General features: G+C 47.0%; 15 protein-coding genes and 1 pseudogene (1 of these 16 only partly in view). 9 read left to right on the plus strand and 7 right to left on the minus strand.

The genetic code is table 11. The annotated features are described in order from the left end of the window. Window positions 1–692: pseudogene (locus ACERC7_RS03460) on the plus strand (ISL3 family transposase) (its annotated part extends 323 nt beyond the left edge of the window); the annotation flags it as partial. A 136-nt stretch (window positions 693–828) separates the two neighbouring features. Here ACERC7_RS03460 and pepF read toward each other — a convergent pair. Next, entirely contained in the window at window positions 829–2,625 is a 1,797-nt protein-coding gene (gene pepF / locus ACERC7_RS03465) for an oligoendopeptidase F (protein WP_373666155.1), read from the minus strand. 151 nt (window positions 2,626–2,776) lie between these two features. Between pepF and ppc the strand changes: the two genes are divergently transcribed. After that, window positions 2,777–5,473, plus strand: coding sequence for a phosphoenolpyruvate carboxylase (ppc, locus tag ACERC7_RS03470; protein ID WP_373658542.1), 2,697 nt, complete (start codon window positions 2,777–2,779; stop codon window positions 5,471–5,473). Between the two features lie 161 nt (window positions 5,474–5,634). Next, the gene (locus ACERC7_RS03475) at window positions 5,635–6,441 is read left to right on the plus strand and encodes a formate/nitrite transporter family protein (protein ID WP_373658482.1); all 807 of its coding nucleotides are present in this window, start codon (window positions 5,635–5,637) and stop codon (window positions 6,439–6,441) included. 62 nt (window positions 6,442–6,503) lie between these two features. On the opposite strand, the gene ACERC7_RS03480 is transcribed toward ACERC7_RS03475, so the two are convergent. The 6 genes from ACERC7_RS03480 to ACERC7_RS03505 form a co-directional block, all read right to left on the minus strand. Continuing rightward, window positions 6,504–7,580 carry a hypothetical protein gene (locus tag ACERC7_RS03480; protein ID WP_373660155.1) on the minus strand — a complete coding sequence of 359 codons (1,077 nt, stop codon included), beginning with the start codon at window positions 7,578–7,580 and terminating at the stop codon, window positions 6,504–6,506. Window positions 7,581–7,612: 32 nt separating this feature from the next. Further along, a complete protein-coding gene (locus ACERC7_RS03485; RefSeq protein ID WP_373658484.1) occupies window positions 7,613–8,116 on the minus strand; it encodes a kinase in 504 nt (167 codons plus the stop codon). A 47-nt stretch (window positions 8,117–8,163) separates the two neighbouring features. Continuing rightward, entirely contained in the window at window positions 8,164–9,198 is a 1,035-nt protein-coding gene (locus tag ACERC7_RS03490; protein WP_373666156.1) for a M42 family metallopeptidase, read from the minus strand. A 126-nt stretch (window positions 9,199–9,324) separates the two neighbouring features. Beyond that, complete coding sequence (locus tag ACERC7_RS03495) at window positions 9,325–9,636, minus strand: hypothetical protein (RefSeq protein ID WP_373666157.1); 312 nt, start codon at window positions 9,634–9,636, stop codon at window positions 9,325–9,327. Window positions 9,637–9,659: 23 nt separating this feature from the next. Then, on the minus strand, window positions 9,660–10,016 hold the full coding sequence (locus ACERC7_RS03500; protein ID WP_373666158.1) for a hypothetical protein: 357 nt from the start codon (window positions 10,014–10,016) through the stop codon (window positions 9,660–9,662). 74 nt (window positions 10,017–10,090) lie between these two features. After that, window positions 10,091–12,472 carry a bifunctional 2',3'-cyclic-nucleotide 2'-phosphodiesterase/3'-nucleotidase gene (locus ACERC7_RS03505; protein WP_373666159.1) on the minus strand — a complete coding sequence of 794 codons (2,382 nt, stop codon included), beginning with the start codon at window positions 12,470–12,472 and terminating at the stop codon, window positions 10,091–10,093. A gap of 216 nt (window positions 12,473–12,688) precedes the next feature. Between ACERC7_RS03505 and ACERC7_RS03510 the strand changes: the two genes are divergently transcribed. The 6 genes from ACERC7_RS03510 (at window position 12,689) to ACERC7_RS03535 (ending at window position 17,989) form a co-directional block, all read left to right on the plus strand. Beyond that, window positions 12,689–12,868, plus strand: a complete 180-nt coding sequence (locus tag ACERC7_RS03510) for a hypothetical protein (protein WP_373658490.1) — start codon at window positions 12,689–12,691, stop codon at window positions 12,866–12,868. After that, on the plus strand, window positions 12,853–13,230 hold the full coding sequence (locus ACERC7_RS03515; RefSeq protein WP_373658492.1) for an HD domain-containing protein: 378 nt from the start codon (window positions 12,853–12,855) through the stop codon (window positions 13,228–13,230). The genes ACERC7_RS03510 and ACERC7_RS03515 overlap by 16 nt, the downstream gene beginning before the upstream one ends. 42 nt (window positions 13,231–13,272) lie before the next feature. Beyond that, the gene (locus tag ACERC7_RS03520) at window positions 13,273–15,489 is read left to right on the plus strand and encodes a bifunctional (p)ppGpp synthetase/guanosine-3',5'-bis(diphosphate) 3'-pyrophosphohydrolase (RefSeq protein ID WP_373666160.1); all 2,217 of its coding nucleotides are present in this window, start codon (window positions 13,273–13,275) and stop codon (window positions 15,487–15,489) included. Between the two features lie 9 nt (window positions 15,490–15,498). Next, complete coding sequence (gene dtd / locus ACERC7_RS03525; protein WP_373666161.1) at window positions 15,499–15,942, plus strand: D-aminoacyl-tRNA deacylase; 444 nt, start codon at window positions 15,499–15,501, stop codon at window positions 15,940–15,942. Between the two features lie 180 nt (window positions 15,943–16,122). Continuing rightward, window positions 16,123–16,821, plus strand: coding sequence for a 2,3,4,5-tetrahydropyridine-2,6-dicarboxylate N-acetyltransferase (dapD, locus tag ACERC7_RS03530; protein WP_373666162.1), 699 nt, complete (start codon window positions 16,123–16,125; stop codon window positions 16,819–16,821). A gap of 43 nt (window positions 16,822–16,864) precedes the next feature. Then, window positions 16,865–17,989 carry an N-acetyldiaminopimelate deacetylase gene (locus ACERC7_RS03535; RefSeq protein WP_373666163.1) on the plus strand — a complete coding sequence of 375 codons (1,125 nt, stop codon included), beginning with the start codon at window positions 16,865–16,867 and terminating at the stop codon, window positions 17,987–17,989. Window positions 17,990–18,227: the final 238 nt, after the last annotated feature.

Below are 18,227 nucleotides of genomic sequence, written 5' to 3' on the forward strand. Positions count from 1 at the left end.
ACCATTCGCAACCACTTTCTGCGCTATCCGAGAGACGTCAGGAACCGTGTTAAGGTCATCACCATGGACATGTTTAGCCCTTACTACCAACTGGCCAAACAGTTATTTCCTAATGCTAAGATTGTGCTGGACCGCTTCCACATTGTCCAGCATATGAGCAGGGCCATGAACAGGCTACGCATCCAAGTAATGAACTAGTTTGATCGAAATTCCCACGAATACAGAGCCCTAAAGCGCTACTGGAAATTGATACAACAAGACAGTCGAAAGCTCAGCGATAAACGCTTTTATCGCCCAACTTTTCGCAGGCACTTGACTAATCAGGAGGTTGTCACTAAACTGCTCGGCTATTCGCAAGAACTGAAAGAGCATTACGAGCTTTATCAACTGCTGCTGTTTCATTTCCAGGAGAAGCAAGCCGAACAGATTTTTGGGCTGATCGAGGAGACGATTTCCAGCGTTAATCCTGTCTTTCATACAGTTTTTAGAACCTTTTTGAAAGACAGTGACAAGATTGTCAATGCCCTGTAACTGCCCTACTCAAACGCTAAACTAGAGGCGACAAACAACCTTATCAAGGTCATTAAACGCAACGCCTTTGGTTTCAGAAACTTTGAAAAGACAAAACTCGCATTTTCATTGCCATAAACATAAAACGAGAGAAGACAAGAACTGTCCTCTCTCGGTGTTAAATTGGTCAACCCACTACAGTTGACAATGAGCCTCTTTTGTTTACTGGGGTGTCTAAGGCTGTGAAACGGTGCCNTGAGCCTCTTTTGTTTACTGGGGTGTCTAAGGCTGTGAAACGGTGCCTCGGAGACAATCAGCTTAGCTTTGACCTAATAGGGCTGAATAAGCCATAATCTGCTCAACAGTCTCGTCTAGGAAGGCGATGGTGTCGCGCAATGGTTTATCTGTAGAAATATCAGCACCAATAATCAGGGCGGAGTCGAGTGGTGTTTGGCTACCCCCTGATTTGAGCAAGTCCAACCATTGCTTGGCACCATTTGGGTTGTTTTTGATATTGAGGTAGCCAGCGGTTGAAATGACAAGTCCAGCTGAATAAGTATAGCTGTACAAGCCCATGTAGTAGTGGCTTTGACGCATCCAAGTGAGCGCTGCGTCATCGTCAATGTCAATAGCATCTCCCCAGAACTGGCTTAGGACCTCTTTCATAATGGCATTCAGCTGTTCTGCCCCGAACGTCTTGCCCTCTTCAATCAAGGTGTAAACTCGACGTTGGAAAGCTGCCTCAAGAAGATGGGTGATAAAGTTATGGAAGTAAGTGTCAGTTAGGCGGTGAGCAAGGGCAAAGCGTTTTTGACGAGGGTCATCTAATTGATTTTCCAAATAATCGCTGAGCAACAGCTCGTTAAGCGTCGATGGGGCTTCGACAAAGTAAGTTGACATATGAGCGTTAAAGTAACTTTGGTGGTTATCTGAGAAGATAAACTGACCAGCGTGACCGATTTCGTGAATCAGGGTGTAGACATCACTCATCCGACCAGTCCAACTCATCAGGATATAAGGATGGACACGGTAAGGGTCGTTGGCGTAACCTCCAGATTCCTTACCGGTATTGGCAGCGAAGTCAACCCAGCGTTCTTCTTGATAACGAGTGATTTCGCGGGTGTATTCTTCTGTCAAAGGAGCGCAGGCTTTCATCACTAAATCGTAGGTGTCGTCAATAGATACCTCAGGGTTGAGGGCGCTATCAAGGTCGAGTTTCCAATCTGCAAAGGTCATCTTCTCTAAGCCATTAACCTTAGCGACATGTTTGAGGTATTTTTGTGCTACCGGCCCAAAGTCATTCATAATCAGGTCAATCTGGCGGTCAAACAGTTGACGATCAACTTCCTGACCAGCTAGCAGGTAATCAAAGACACTGTCATAGCCACGCATATCTGCCACGAGTTTTTCGGATTTTACTTGAGCAAGATAGGCTGCTGCAGCAGCATGTTGGTGCTTGCGAAGACCCTCTGAGAAGGAGCGGAAGGCTTTTTCACGCACCTCGGCATTGTCATGGTTCTGATAAAAGTTTTCATAAAGCACAAAACCGTTCTCATAGGTTTTCCCATCAACCTCGAAACTTTCCATAGCATAGTCGCCTGCCCGCATCTTCGTATAGATGTCATGAGGGGCAGCAAAAACCTCGCGCAGATTGGCTAGTGCCTTTTCCACTTCAGGGGTTAGAGCATGTTTTTTCTGGAGTTTTGCTTGGCGAATGGCTGAGCTGAACTGAGGGTTTTTCTCTAGCTCGTCTAGGACTGACAGCTCAGCGGACATAAGGGCTGTATCAAAGAAGGATAAGGCAACCCGTGCCTTGGTCATGAACTCGCCACCTGCTGCTGCAAGTTGAGCGAACTCTTCTGCCCCATAATCCGTTGTCTGAGGCATGAAGGCATAAGCGCTGATATGGCTGATGGCGATATAAATCTGCTCCAGTTCCATCAGAGCAGCGGTGAACTCGTCAACCGTTTGCAAGTGTTGATGGTTGCGGCTAAAGAGGCTGATGTCCTCTAAGGTCTTTTCCATCGCGTTTAGAAAATCTTCGCGGTCTTTGTAGAGAGCGGTTAAGTCCCAGAGTTCATTTTCTGGAAATTCTGAACGGGCACGTTGTTTCATTTGTGTTGTCTCCTTTATCGTTAGTCATTGACTATTATAGCAAAAAATCCATCATTTCCCCAGTTCTACTCTTTTTCCTAAAAATATGGTAAAATGAAAAGACTTAGTGGCAAGCTCTGCCATGTCCAAAACCAAGAAAGTGAGGCGACGGATGACCATCAAGAAACTCGAAAGTAATAACAATAAGGCTGCTGTTCAGGAGGAAGTCGCCATTTTGCAGCAACTGCTGGAGGATGTGACACGCCGAATGATTGGTGATGAGCAGTTTGAGGTGATTGAACGCCTGACAGACTTGTCTCGCCGGCAAGCCTACCAAGGTTTGGAGGCCGAGGTGGCTAGTTTGGACACCCAGCAGATGGAAATTGTGTCCCGTTATTTTTCGATTTTGCCCTTACTGATCAATATTTCAGAGGATGTCGACTTAGCTTATGAGGTCAATTACCAAAATAATACCAATCAGGATTATCTGGGGAAACTGTCGCTGACTTTGGACGCTGTTGCCTCAGACCACGATGCCAAACGGATTTTAGAGCAGGTCAATGTTGTTCCAGTTTTAACAGCACATCCAACTCAGGTACAGCGTCGTACCATGCTGGGGTTGACCAATCAGATTCATCTGTTATTACGAAAATATCGCGATGTCAAAGCAGGTTTGGTCAACCAAGACAAGTGGCTAGCTGATCTTCGTCGCCATATCGAGCTGATCATGCAGTCAGACATTATCCGAGAGAAAAAGCTCAAGGTTAAAAACGAAATCAGCAATGTAACGGAGTACTACAACCAATCATTGATTCAAGCCATCACTAGTCTGGTGGGGCAGTACAAGGCACTGGCAGCTGATAGAGGCATTGAACTGGATAACCCTAAGCCGATCACGATGGGGATGTGGCTCGGCGGGGATCGTGATGGCAATCCGTTTGTGACAGCTGATACGCTTCGCTTGTCTGCCACAACACAAGCCGAGGTAATTTTAAACTATTATTTGGATAAAATCGCCAGCCTTTACAAAATTTTCTCACTGTCAACGAACTACGTGGGGGCTTCCGCCGTCTTGCAGGCCATGGCAGAGCTGTCGACAGACTCATCAGAGTTCCGTGAAAAAGAACTTTACCGTCGTGCCTTGACCTATATTGAGAAAAAGTTGGTCAATACTCTTGCTTACTTGTTAGACCAGGGAGAGGCGTCGCCGCGTTATGAGACGTCTGATGCCTTTCAGCGAGACTTAGTGATTTTGAAAGAATCGCTGCAGGCTCACGGGGGAGTAACCCTTGTAGACGGTGACTTTTCAGAACTTTTGCAGGCTGTGGAGATTTTTGGCTTTTATCTCGCCTCCATCGATATGCGTCAAGACTCATCAATCAATGAAGCATGCGTAGCAGAGCTGCTCCGCTCGGCCAATATCGAGTCAGACTATACCGCTCTGTCTGAGGAGGATAAATGTCGGGTCTTGCTTTATCAGTTGGAACACGATCCGCGTCTTTTGTCTGCGACCAATCAAGAAAAGTCTGACCTACTCATTTCGGAACTAGCCATCTACCAAACAGCTCGCGAGCTCAAAGATAAGATGGGTGAGGACATTATTAAACAACACATCATTTCGCACTCAGAAAGCGTCTCGGATTTGCTAGAACTTGCTGTGCTGTTAAAAGAAGTTGGTTTGGTCGATAAGGCTTTTGCCCGTATTCAGATTGTACCGCTTTTTGAAACCATCGAGGATTTGGACAATGCTGGCGACATCATGCGACGTTACCTGTCCCTAGATGTGGCTAAGACTTGGATTGCAGGAAACAAGGGCTATCAAGAAATCATGTTGGGCTACTCTGATTCCAACAAGGATGGTGGCTATCTTGCCTCAGGTTGGACGCTCTACAAGGCGCAAAATGAACTGACTCAAATTGGAGATGCTCACGGGGTTGCTATCACCTTCTTCCACGGTCGCGGTGGAACTGTTGGTCGTGGCGGTGGACCATCCTATGATGCCATCACCTCACAACCCTTTGGGTCGATAAAAGATCGTATTCGGGTCACTGAGCAAGGTGAAGTGATCGGCAATAAGTACGGCAATAAAGACACTGCCTACTACAACCTGGAAATGTTACTGTCTGCGACCTTGAATCGTATGGTGACGCAGATGATTACGGATGAAACACAGATTGACAATTACCGTGATACGATGGACGAGATTGTGACAGACAGTTACGATAGCTATCGTGATTTGGTGTTTGGACATGAGCATTTTTACGAGTATTTCTTTGCGGCTAGTCCGATTCGTGAGGTTTCAAGCCTCAATATCGGGTCTCGTCCTGCGGCGCGTAAGACCATCACTGATATTTCTGGCTTGCGTGCTATTCCTTGGGTCTTTTCTTGGTCACAGAACCGAGTCATGTTGCCAGGTTGGTATGGGGTTGGTTCTAGCTTTAAACGCTTTATTGACAAAGACCCTAGCCATCTGTCTAAACTGCAAGACATGTATCAAAAATGGCCCTTCTTTAACTCACTGTTGTCAAATGTTGACATGGTTTTATCCAAATCCAACATGAACATCGCCTTCCAGTATGCTCAGATGTGTGAGTCTCCTGAGGTGCGTGAGGTCTTCAATCTGATTTTGGACGAGTGGCAGTTGACCAAGGACATGATTTTAGCGATTGAGCAGCATGAGGAATTGTTGGAAGATTTGCCCTTCCTCAAGGCGAGTTTAGACTACCGCCTCCCTTACTTCAATGTCCTCAATTATGTCCAAATCGAGTTGATTAAACGTCTCCGACGAGGGGGGCTGGATGAGACAGCGCTCAAGCAGATCCATACGACCATCAATGGCATTGCGACAGGGCTTAGAAACTCAGGCTAAATAATTTTCTCTTAGCAAGTCCTATTTTTCTCTCGTGATGGTTTAGCGAATCGCTTTCAGTATAATTTCTTCTTTTTCTGCTAAAAAGGCTTACTATTTGGCATAATTTTTGCTATACTAGGTATTGTGAAAAAAATGATAAAGAAAACGAGGGCTGTAATATGGCAGAACATCAGGATACACTGATTTATAACATTGACAAAAGCATTAAGAAAAAGGCTGATTTGATTGAGACCAATTTCTGGGGCTACGCCGTTCGTGCGATTATGGCAAGTGTTTACTTGGCAATTGGTCTGGCCATTTCAGCTTATACAGCGGACAAGCTCAATCATATCGTTGACGGTCTCGGGAAATTTAGCTATGCCTTGATGTTTGGCTGGTGTTTGGTTATGATTCTCTATATGAATGCAGAGCTAGGGACATCCAACATGATGTACATGACCTCAGCTGTCCATCGTAAGGTGATTCCATTCAAAACGGCCCTCAAAATTCTAGCTACCTGTATCTTCTTTAACTTTGTTGGTGCGGTTGTTATCACTTTTCTCTTATCTCTGACCACACCATTTCAAGCGGGGCATGTGGAAGCCGATAGTTATTTAATCGAGGCGGCAGTGGCCAAGTTGGCAGAAACTCCCCTGACCCAGTTTGTAGAAGGTATTTTCGCCAATATGGTTGTTAATATTGCTGTTTTCGTTTCTATGCGAATGAAGGATGATGCAGGACGTGTGATTGCTCTGATTTTCATTATCTTTATCTTTGCCTTCTTAGGCTACGAGCACGTGATCGCTAACTTCTCTCTCTTTTCCTTGTCGTTCTTCTCTTTTGGAAGTGGTATTGAGGGGATGACTGTTCTTAGCGTCTTATCTAACTTCCTCTTTGCAGCTCTGGGCAACTATGTCGGTGGAGGGATTTTAATCGGTCTCCTGTATAGCTGGTTGAGTAATAAATCAAAACTTTATGTAGACTAAAAAAATTCAGCGATTTGTTCGCTGAATTTTTATCTTGTTTCCTTTAGTGCCTGAAATCGTTGTTAGCGCGATGCTTCATCGGCATAGTCGACAGGATAGGGGTAGGTTTTTGCCAGTTTAGTAAACTGCGCTAAGGCCTGCTCCGCCTTTTTATCATTGCCAGTAACTAAGGAATGGTAGGCACAGGCAAAGACGGTGACCATCGGCTGGGATTTGCTCAGAGCGCCAATCAGCTTCCACTCCTCTTTGTCAAAAGACACACGGGTCTCCTGTTGACAGAGCAGCTCCAGATAGCTCAGCGTGATTTTCCCTAGAACCTGATAAATCTGAGAGAGGGGCTGTTGGGCAATAGCCAAGCTGTTCAGATAATCTCGTGCCTCCTCAAACTGATTCAGAGCCATCAGACGATTGACCCAGTTCAGGCTGGCGCTAAAAATGATGGGATTTGTGATGTCTTCTTTTTCTGGGATGAGAAAGAGATCTTTTGGCATGTCCTGATAGGGCACGCCTTGTGCCATCTTGGCATGAACGGCCAGTTGAGCATAAAAGTAGAGCGAGACTTTCGGGTGCTTGGCAATCGAGTAGATGTTATAGCCATCGTTGGGAAACGTCTTGCCCAGTGGGATCAAGTTTGTCAGGGCACCGATTAACCCAAAGAAAGCTAGCGTGTCCCAAAGTAGAGCAAATTGAGGAAGGAAATAAGTCAGACCATAGCAGAGTGGCAAGGTGATGAGGTTGGCCAAGCCTCCACCGAGATTATAGAGGACATAGGGGATTTTGCCCTCAACAGGTTGAGGTGGTGTCATCAAAGCCTGCCCAGCAGTTCCAGCGAGACTATGGCGAAAGAGTTTTAGTTTGCCATCAATACGCTGCCAGTGGAGATTGAGCAGGCGATAACTGAGGAAGCGATAACCTGTCAGCCAACCAAAAAAGACATGCCCAGCCTCATGAATGGCAATTTGTAAGATACCAGCCAGTAAAAAGCAGATGATTGTTAGCGGCAATAGTAGCCATCCTTGACTGGCAGGGACATCAATGGTCTGACGGCTTGTCGGTAAAAAACCTGAAATCAGCCAGCCACCGACAAATCCTAAGCCCATAAAGCTAATAAAAGCGAGTATTGATTTTAATAGTTTCATTTTTTTCCTTAATTGATGAGACAATCAGATGACTAAATCGATGTTGTCGCCACCTCTGCTAAGACGAGTTGAACAGCCTCCTCTAAACTTAGGTTTTGTGGGAGCAGGGTTTCAGGTATCTGGGGGAGGTAGTCCTTGTCGACCCACCAGCGGCGAAGGGCTTCTTCACCAAATTCAGCTGCTTTGGCTCGGGTCTGGTGCCTGCGGAGAGTCTCCTCAAAAGGTAAATCGTAGTAATAAGCGTGGAGTTGGTCAGAAAACTGCTCAGCTATCTTATCAAAGACTGGTGCATACCAGTCGGAGCGAAATATCCCCTCGATGATAATGGTGTCACAAAGTGTTTTGCCTGTGTCCAGCAAGCTCATGAGGAGTGGGATAGTCGGCGTGTTTGTGCCGTCCTTGGCATTTAGCATGGTGCGGCGAAGGAGATCTTGAGAGAGGAGCAGGGTATTTTCGCCCAGTTGCTGTTGGAGGGCGGTTGCTAGCGTGGTTTTTCCACTACCAGCGTTGCCTCGAATGAGGATAAGAGGGGTCATTAGATTATCCTTTTTTGTCAGATAATCGAGTGGCAGGCTGAGCAATGTTAATCAATCATCTCACTCTTGAGATAGGCATCAACCAGTCGTTCGGTAGCTTGGATAGAATCGGTGTGGGTACGCTCGTAAGCATGGCTGGACTCGATACCAGCTCCTAGAAGCCCGTGACGGACCTCAGCCCCTGCGGACATGGCTGCCGAAGCATCCGAACCGTAGTAGGGGTAGATATCCAGCTTATAGGGAATTTGTTCCTTTTCAGCAAGGGCAACCAAATGCTGGCGCAGCCCGTAATGATAAGGTCCTGACGCGTCTTTGACACAGATAGAGACCGTGTATTCGTCCGTCTGCTGGTCATCTCCCATGGCGCCCATATCAACAGCGATGTACTCGATGGTCTTCGCAGGAATGCTTGAGTTGGCCCCGTGCCCCACCTCCTCAAAAGAGGAGAAGTAAACATGCGTCGTATAAGGCAATTCAACTTGTTCAGCCTTGTAGGTCTTGAGCAAATTGAGAAGAATGGCTGCGGAAACCTTGTCATCCAGATGGCGGGACTTGATAAAGCCGGTCTCTGTCACCACCGTTCGTGGATCGAAAGAAATAAAATCACCCACCTCAATACCAAGAGCCCGTGTCTCCTCAGCCGTTCTCGCCTTCTCGTCCAGTCGAATTTCCATGTTGTCCTGCTGACGTTCCAGCTTACCAGCGTCACGATAGACATGGACACTGGTCTGGTGGAGCAGGATTGTACCTGATATTTGACGACCAGTTTTCGCCACATGAATGGTACAGTTTTCACCCTCGATAGCGTTGTAGGTAAAGCCACCGACTAGGGCTATTTTCAGGCGACCGTCAGGTTTGATGGCCCGTACCATAGCGCCTAACGTGTCGAGGTGAGCCGTCAAGAGGCGGTGCTTGTCATTATTTGCCCCCTTGATGGTGACGAGCAGCCCGTCCTTTGGTGTTCGAGTTGCTGCATAGCCCATCCCCTCGACCTCGGTTTGCACCCAGTACATGATGTGGCGCGTAAACCCTGTCGGCGATGGGATAGCGGTCAGTTGTGTGATGTAGTCGATAGTTGTCATAGGTATCCTTTCTTTTTGGGAAAATAGCAGAGCAGATGGACGATAAGTCCAGTTTCTTGAAACGAGTGATTAGTGACTAGAGGGACTTCTACCGAGCCTGTGAGACCAGAGATAGGGCTCTTACCCTTAGGAGTTCGTCCGAAGACCCCAGTGACAGAGCAGCCCTAGACCAGCCAGTACCAGACCGTATAGAAGCACCTGTCCCAAGGTCATGACTAAGCCAGAGGTCAAGGAAAACCAGATAAATTCTAAAGCCATAATGGGTAAAATGATTAGCCCTAATTTTTTCCAGTTTGTATAGGTGCTATGTCTGAAAGCAGCTGTTACCAAGAAAATTGTACTGAACAAGAAACGCAGTAAATAACTCTCGTCTCCTCTGGCGACCATCAAGAGGGCGATGAGACAGAGTGATAGAGACGTTCCCAGAAAAACCCTCACGAGCGATTATTAAGGCAATTCGTTTAGTCATTATTTTTTCTTCCTTTCTGCAAGTAAACATGACAGAGTCCACCAGCTACTAGATAAGCTAGACTAAGCCCGATAAGCTGAACACGCGAGACCATCAGCCCCTGTGGAAAAAAGGCAAGCCATAGCCAAGCAACTAAAATTGGCACCCCAAGTCCAAGCCAAAACTTACCCCAGCCCTTATAAGGGAGATGCCTGAGGATAGCTATCATCCAAATTCCACCGCCCAGTGGTCGATTGAAGTGAAAACTAGGCTCACCATGCACAAGTATAATTCCCAGAGCAACCAGAGACAGCAAACAATATCCCAGCAAGAGCTCACGCAGAAATTTCAGTAAAATCGGCTTTGTCATGCCCCTAACCTCCTACTAAAATAGTATAACATAAAAACGGCAAGAAAGAATCTTCTTGTCGTTTTTACGAGTTCTTAGTCCTGCTTAGGCCGGCGGGCTAGTAGGCCAAGGCTTCCCAAAATCTGTACCCCTAACAAGCTTAGCAAGGCGGTGTTGCTATCGCCTGTTTTTGGTAATTGCTGAGCAGAGGTGCTTGTTTGGGTTGCCTGTGCTTGAGGTGCATTAAAGGCCTTGGTAACAATCGCACGAATCTCTTGTCGCTCGATGTCATCCAGTTGCCGCTTGTTGTCAGGAATAGATGGATTATTAGCCTCTTGTTCCTGATTTGGTTTTGGCTGTGGTTTTGGTTCGATATAAACCAGACGGAATTCACCAAAGCCGTCATTCTTATCGGCTGGATTGAGATAAGTAATGTCCTTGGCATTAGTCACTAGGTTTTTAGCACTATCGGCAGAGAGGAAGCGAACATCCAGCCCTTTGATGCTGTCGGTAAAGCCCCAGTTATTATCAGCCGATGGGTTGATTGTCTTTTCAGAAATGATGTAGTTGATAATGGCTTGGCGATTCTCTAAATTGAGCAGTTTATTGAGGGTTGCCTTGACCACGCCAGGGAAGTTGCCGTTAGCACGGTAGTTGTTGGTCACCACGATAAATTCTTGCTGCTCATCTAGCGGTTGTCCTTGATAAGAGACATCACGGAGACGACTAGCATCTGCATTAATCAGCTTACCGTTGCGGTCGTATTTGGCTGGTTGTGTGATGTCATAGCGATAGGTCAATCCATCAATTACATCAAAGTTATAAGTGCGATAGCCTGCGTTGACAAGGTATTGAGGGTCTTTGCTGCTTGGGTCAATCTGGTTGAACTGCCCAGCTGACATCTCTAGCCATTCTTTAATATCAGCGCCTGTCAATTTTAAGATAGCAGTCACGTTGTCATAGAGGTAGAGATCAGCCACGTTTTTGATAGCGATAGGACCAGCAGGGATATCAGTGTAATTGGTCACATCACTAAAATTCCGACCTCCAGCTTTGAATGGGGCTGCGGCAGATAAAATTGGGAGATTAGCTTCTAGTGTTCCTGCCAGCTCTTGTTTAGCATACCAAATTTGGGCGTTATTAACGATTTGGATAGATGGGTCATCTTTGACCAAGGCGAAATAGCTTGTAATCGGTGCTGTTGTTGTGCCAACTTGTTGGCGAACATAGCCGACTGTTCCCTCGTGTGCTTCCTTGGCAATAGCTAAGATTTGTGCGTTAACATTTTCCGATTTGGTGTCGATTTTCCGAATAGCGCCTTTGGCAGTATTTGTTTGCCATTTGCCATTAGTGTAGGTGAGGTTGAGGTCGATGACACCGAGGTGGTCACCATATTTACCTGCCATGGTAACTGGAGTGCCGTTAATTAAACCGTTAACGTCATCGACACCAGGATAACGGCTGTAGAACCCCTTGCCTCCTGCTGGGAACTCTGCGTGAGAATGCCCTGTCACAACGGCATCAACCCCAGAAATGCCTGCGATTTGATAGCCAACATTTTCTTCTCCCTTGTCATAGACATCATCACCGATACCTGAATGGGAGAGTACCAGTACAATATCAGCGCCTGCTTGCCTGATTTTTGGAACAAGTTCTTCCAGAGCTTCAACAGCGTCACGAACGATGACCTTGCCCTCCAAGTGAGATTTGTCCCAGTTGAGGATTTGAGGCGGTGTGATGCCTGTGATACCAATGTTTAAGCTAACAGGATTTCCTTGTTTGTCTGTGAACGTTTTGGTGAGAATCTTGTGCGTGTCATAGAGTGGCTGGTGGGTTTGTGCGTCTAGGACATTAGCGTTTACCAGAGGCATACCAGCAGTCGCTACAACCTTGTCCAAATAATCTAAACCATAGTTGAACTCGTGGTTCCCAAGTGTTCCGGCGTCAAAACCAAGAGCAGTTAGCGCCTTGTACATTGGGTGTTGCTCGCCAGCTTCGATAGGGTCAACGGTAGACTTATAAGTCCCCAGCGGTGTTCCTTGGATGGTGTCACCGTTATCAACAAGAACAACGTTGCTATTCTCTGCTTTGGCTTCCTCAATAAGCACAGCGGTTTTAGCTAATCCAAGGTTTTGAGATGGCTTATCTTGGTAGTAGTCATAGTTGACTAAGTTGGTGTGGAGGTCAGTCGTAGACAGGATGCGAACATCAACAGTTTGCCCTTCAACTGGTGCGATAAACTCCTCACCGTTCGTTGCGGCAGCAGCTGTTTCTGCATTTTGAGGAGCGGTGCTGGTTGATGAAGCTGCTGCTTGATCATCCGTCTGTGTTGATGGTTGATTTAGCGTTGCATTAACCGTATTGTTCTGTTCAGGGTTTGTTGGCTGATTTTCCCCAGCCTTGACAAGGCTTGTGCTGGCAGTAGCTAAAAGAGTAGCTAAAAGCACAGCAGTTTTTGTGCGGTAGTATTTAGACATTTTCAATCTCCTTTTCAAAAACGGTAAGATTATTATACACGAATAAGATAAAATTGGCAATATGTTTAATTGATAACGGTTGAAAACAGAATATTGACGGATTTTAAAGCCTTGTTAGAAGTTTTAGGGTTAGCATTAAAAATCGGTCAAGTCTTTGCACTTTTTTTGAGAAACAGGTAAAATAGAAGGAAAAACAAGTTTGAAAGAGGAGTAATTGTGCTAAACCACCACAAAGAAGTTTATTTGTTGAAGCAGGTTAACACTTATCTCAATTTTTGGGAAGTCGGCAAGGTCTTGTTGGCACTGCATATCAGCAATGAGGCACATGTCAAACAGACACGAGATGATGGGGTGACGGCTTATTTTAGTCACTCCTGGCAGTGGCTTGTTTTTTAGCGGATAAAGAACATGATGCGGTGACGGTAGTGGCAGCCCTGCTTCATGATGTGGTTGAAGACACGGACTATACGTTGGCACAGATTCGTCAGAACTTTGGTGATGAGGTGGCCTTTATCGTTGATGGAGTGACGAAGTTCAGTTGCTGTAAGACCTGCACCATCGACAAGATTAAACAGGCAACAGATGTCGACAAACGGGTGCTAATTGTTAAACTGGCTGACCGTATCCACAACCTACAAACCCTATCAGGCATGAAAAACCTGAGCAAGCAGAGAAACTTGAGGAGACAAGAACGGTCTATCTCCCTCTGGCAAGGGCTTATCAGCTGGATGATTTGGCAGCAGTTATCGGACAGCTGATTTACGAACAAGAACAACGTTTAGAAAGAGAGAGGGTGCGTGATGGCAAACAAGGATAACAAAGGACAAAGTGTCCTTAATCAAATTAAGACCTATATGGGACCAGAGGAGATTGCTTTGGTCGAAAAAGCCTATCGGTACGGGGAAAAAGCTCATGACGGGCAGTTCCGCCAATCTGGAGAGCCTTACTATAACCACCCTATCGAAGTGGCTGGCATTTTAGCGGACCTCAAGTTGGATGCCGTCACCGTTGCCTGCGGTTTCCTCCACGATGTGGTCGAGGACACTGACATTACCCTTGAGGACATGGCAGAGCAGTTCGGTCAGGAGGTTGCTACCATCGTTGATGGCGTCACCAAGCTAGGTAAGGTTGAGTACAAATCTCACGAGGAGCAACTGGCAGAAAACCACCGTAAGATGTTGATTGCCATGTCAAAAGACTTGCGAGTGATTTTGGTCAAGTTGGCAGACCGTTTGCATAATATGAAGACCCTTAAACACTTGAGACCAGATAAGCAGGAGCGGATTTCCCGAGAAACCATGGAAATTTACGCTCCGCTTGCTCATCGTTTGGGGATTAGTCGCATCAAGTGGGAGTTGGAAGATTTGGCTTTTCGCTACCTTAACGAGCCAGAATTTTACAAAATCAAGCACCTGATGAACGAGAAACGCAAGGAGCGTGAAGAGCAGGTCGAGCAAATCGTCCAAAAAATCCAAGACTACACCAGCGAACAAGGGCTTCAAGGCAAAATCTATGGGCGCCCAAAACACATCTACTCCATCTACCGCAAGATGCATGACAAGAAAAAGCGGTTTGATCAGATTTTTGACCTGATTGCCATCCGGTGTTTGATGGAGACGACCAGCGATGTCTACGCCATGCTAGGCTATATTCATGAACTCTGGCGGCCTATGCCGGGTCGGTTTAAGGATTATGTGGCTGCGCCCAAGGCCAATGGTTACCAGTCCATCCATACAACAGTTTATGGGCCGACGGGTCCTATTGAAGTGCAAATCCGAACCAAGGAAATGCACCGCGTGGCGGAGTACGGGGTTGCTGCCCACTGGGCCTATAAAAAAGGGATGACCAACAAGGTCGACACCAAAGAAACCGCTATCGGCATCAACTGGATTAAGCAATTATCCGAATTTCAAAGTCAGGCCAGTGATGCCAAGGAATTTGTTGATTTTGTCAAAGAAGACATCTTCTCGGAGCGCATCTATGTCTACACGCCAAATGGGGCGGTGCGTGAACTGCCTAAGGACTCTGGTCCCATTGACTTTGCCTACGATATTCACACAGAAGTTGGAGAAAAAGCCATCGGGGCTAAGGTCAATGGGAAAATGGTGCCCTTGACCCATAAATTAAAAACAGGTGACGTGGTCGAGATTGTCACCAATAAGAGTTCCTTTGGTCCTAGTCGCGACTGGCTAAAGATGGTCAAAACCAACAAGGCCAGAAACAAGATTAGGCAGTTTTTCAAAAACCAAGATAAGGAACAATCCATCAACAAAGGGCGCGAGATGCTGGTGACCACCTTGCAGGACAACGGCTATGTGCCCAATAAATACCTGGATAAAAAGCATATTGATGAGATTTTGCCACGGCTCAACTATCGTAACGAGGAGACCCTCTATGCTGCTGTTGGTTTTGGAGAAATTTCAGCTGTCGCTGTTTTTAATAAATTGACCGAAAAAGAGCGCCGTGAGGAAGAAAAAGCCAGAGCCAGAGCTGAAGCTGAGGAGCTGGTCAAGGGCGGCGAAGTCAAGCATGAAACCAAACGTGACGTCCTAAAGGTCAAGAGCGAGAACGGTGTCATCATCCAAGGCGCATCAGGTCTCCTTATGCGGATCGCCAAGTGCTGTAATCCCGTGCCAGGTGATATTATTGAGGGTTATATCACCAAAGGGCGTGGCGTTGCCATCCATCGCTCCGACTGCAACAACATCAAGGGACAGGAGGGGTATGAAGAGCGCCTGATTGAGGTGGAATGGGACGACACCAATACCAGCAAGGACTATGTGGCTGACATTGACATCTACGGCTTCAATCGCCCAGGCATTCTCAACGATATCCTGCAAATTCTCAACAATGCCACCAAGACTCTGATGGCGGTTAACGCCCAGCCGACCAAGGACATGAAGTTCGTCAACGTTCATATCAAGTTTGGCATTCCAAACCTTGCCACCCTAACTACTGTGGCAGATAAAATCAAGATGGTGCCAGACGTCTACTCCGTCAAACGAACCAACGGTTAAGGAGGGGACATGAAAATTGTTATTCAACGCGTGGCAACTGCTTCGGTGGCGATTGAGGGACATAGCAGAGCAGCTATCGGGCAAGGTCTGCTCCTGTTGGTTGGGATTGCTCCAGATGATACCACCGCAGACATCGCCTACGCTGTGCGAAAAATCGCCAACATGCGACTTTTTGCTGACGAGGCAGGCAAAATGAATCGGTCCGTCCAAGACATCAAGGGCGAGGTTCTTTCTGTCTCACAGTTTACCCTCTTTGCACAGACCAAAAAAGGCAATCGCCCAGCTTTCACAGGAGCAGCACAGCCAGAGCTAGCTAGCCAACTCTATGACCAGTTCAACGCCGAACTTGCCCAACATGTTCCTGTCAAAACAGGCCTTTTCGGAGCGGATATGCAGGTCAGCCTCGTCAACGATGGACCAGTGACCATCGTCTTGGATACTAAGGAAAACTGACGAGTAGTCAAGTGTCTCAATCTGTTCCGTCTAATTCAATAAGCCTTGGCTTGGTTCATCGTCGTCAACATCGTTAAACACTTTAGACAGCTTGGTCAAAAACGATCTCTTTGAGGTCGTTTTTGCTGGTGCTTTTAGAAAAATCTGCTATAATGGTAAAAAACGAAATGGAGAGTTATCATGTCCGCAACCAAGATGTCTGCACAAGAAATCATTCAATTTATCGCTCAAGCCAAGAAAGTCACTCCAGTCAAGGTCACCTTTGAAGGGACGCTAGCGGGAGAAGTCCCAGCCAGTGTGACCAAGCTAGGCAATGTCCTCTTTGGTGATTGGCAGGAGATTGAGCCCTTGCTCTCTGGTCTGGTTGCCAACCGTGACTATGTCGTGGAAAATGACGCCCGTAACTCAGCAGTGCCTTTGCTGGATAAAAAGGCCATTAATGCCCGTATCGAGCCAGGTGCGATCATCCGTGACCAAGTGACCATCGGAGACAATGCTGTCATCATGATGGGGGCGGTTATCAACATTGGAGCTGAGATTGGTGAAGGGACCATGATTGATATGGGCGCAATCTTAGGAGGGCGTGCGACTGTTGGAAAAAATAGCCACATCGGTGCGGGCGCTGTCCTTGCAGGCGTGATTGAGCCTGCCTCTGCCCAGCCTGTTCGTGTCGGAGACAATGTCCTTGTCGGTGCCAATGCTGTGGTGATTGAAGGGGTACAGATTGGCAGTGGTTCTGTCGTTGCGGCAGGAACCATCGTCACCCAAGATGTCCCAGAAAATGTCGTGGTAGCAGGTGTTCCAGCTCGCATCATCAAGGAAATTGATGAAAAAACCCAACAAAAAACAGCTTTAGAAGAAGCCTTGCGTACACTATAAGACAGAGACCGCTTGTCGGTCTCTTTGACTAGAGGAATAAAAAATGACACTTGATTTAGTAACCATTCGCCGTGACCTCCATCAGATACCTGAGCTGGGCTTGGAGGAGAAGATGACACAGAGCTATCTGCTGGAGCAGATACGCCAGCTCAACAAGCCGTACATCGACCAAAAATTGTGGCAGACAGGGGTTTTGGTCTTTGTGCGGGGCTATGCGCCTGAGAAAACCATCGGCTGGCGGACAGATATGGACGGGCTACCGATCGTTGAGGAGACGGGACTAGACTTTGCCAGTCAGCACGAGGGGCGGATGCACGCCTGTGGACACGATGTCCACATGACCATTGCCTTGGGACTTTTGGAAAAAATAGCAGAGCAGCAACCCAAGAACAACATGCTCTTCCTCTTTCAGCCAGCTGAGGAGAATTTGGCGGGTGCCAAGCTCATGTATGATGATGGAGCGTTTGGTGAGTGGTTGCCAGATGAGTTTTACGCCCTTCATGTCAGACCAGACATGAAGGTTGGTGACATTGCGACTAACGCTGGCACTCTCTTTGCAGGTACTTGTGAGGTGAAAATTACCTTTAGAGGCAAGGGGGGACACGCTGCCTTTCCTCACGAGACCAAGGATGCCTTGGTGGCGGCTAGTTACTTTGTCACCCAAGTCCAGACAGTCGTCAGCCGTAACGTTGACCCGATTAAGGGAGGCGTGGTGACTTTTGGGCACATGACAGCTGGCACGACCAACAATGTCATCGCCGATACGGCTTTTCTGCATGGCACCATCCGTAGCTTGACCCAAGAGAATAGCCTGCTCATGCAGGAGCGGGTGCGGCAGTTAGCACAGGGTGTCGCCCAGTCTTTTGACATGACGGTGGACATCGAGCTCAACCAAGGCGGTTATCTGCCTGTGGAAAATCACCCAGACTTGACCAAAAACCTGATGGCGTTTTTTGAGAAGGCAGAAGGGGTCAATTTGATTGACTGCCCGCCAGCCATGACGGGTGAAGACTTTGGCTACCTACTCCATAAAGTTCCTGGGGTCATGTTCTGGTTGGGCGTGGACACCCCGTATCCTCTTCACCATCCCAAAATGAGCCCAGATGAGCGAGCTATTGCTTTTGCGGTAGAGCAAGTCGGACATTTTTTGAACAGCTGCCTCAACTAGTTGACGACGTCACTAGATAAAGAAAACACTTGTCATCTATTTTGATGTGGCAAGTGTTTTTTGTCAGCCGTTTTTAGAGAAATTGCTTATTTGGCATAGAACCTGTGATTTTGTTGACATAAAAAAATCAGCCGAATGGCTGCTTTTAAAAAGGGGTGTGTTAAGTTGTTGAAAACTTAACTTTAGGAGATTTATGAAAAAGAGAGTAATAGGGGTTAGCTATCACTCACCACTTTGG

The sequence above is a fragment of the Streptococcus sp. E17BB genome (assembly GCF_041807725.1).
In the GTDB taxonomy this organism is placed as follows: domain Bacteria; phylum Bacillota; class Bacilli; order Lactobacillales; family Streptococcaceae; genus Streptococcus; species Streptococcus entericus.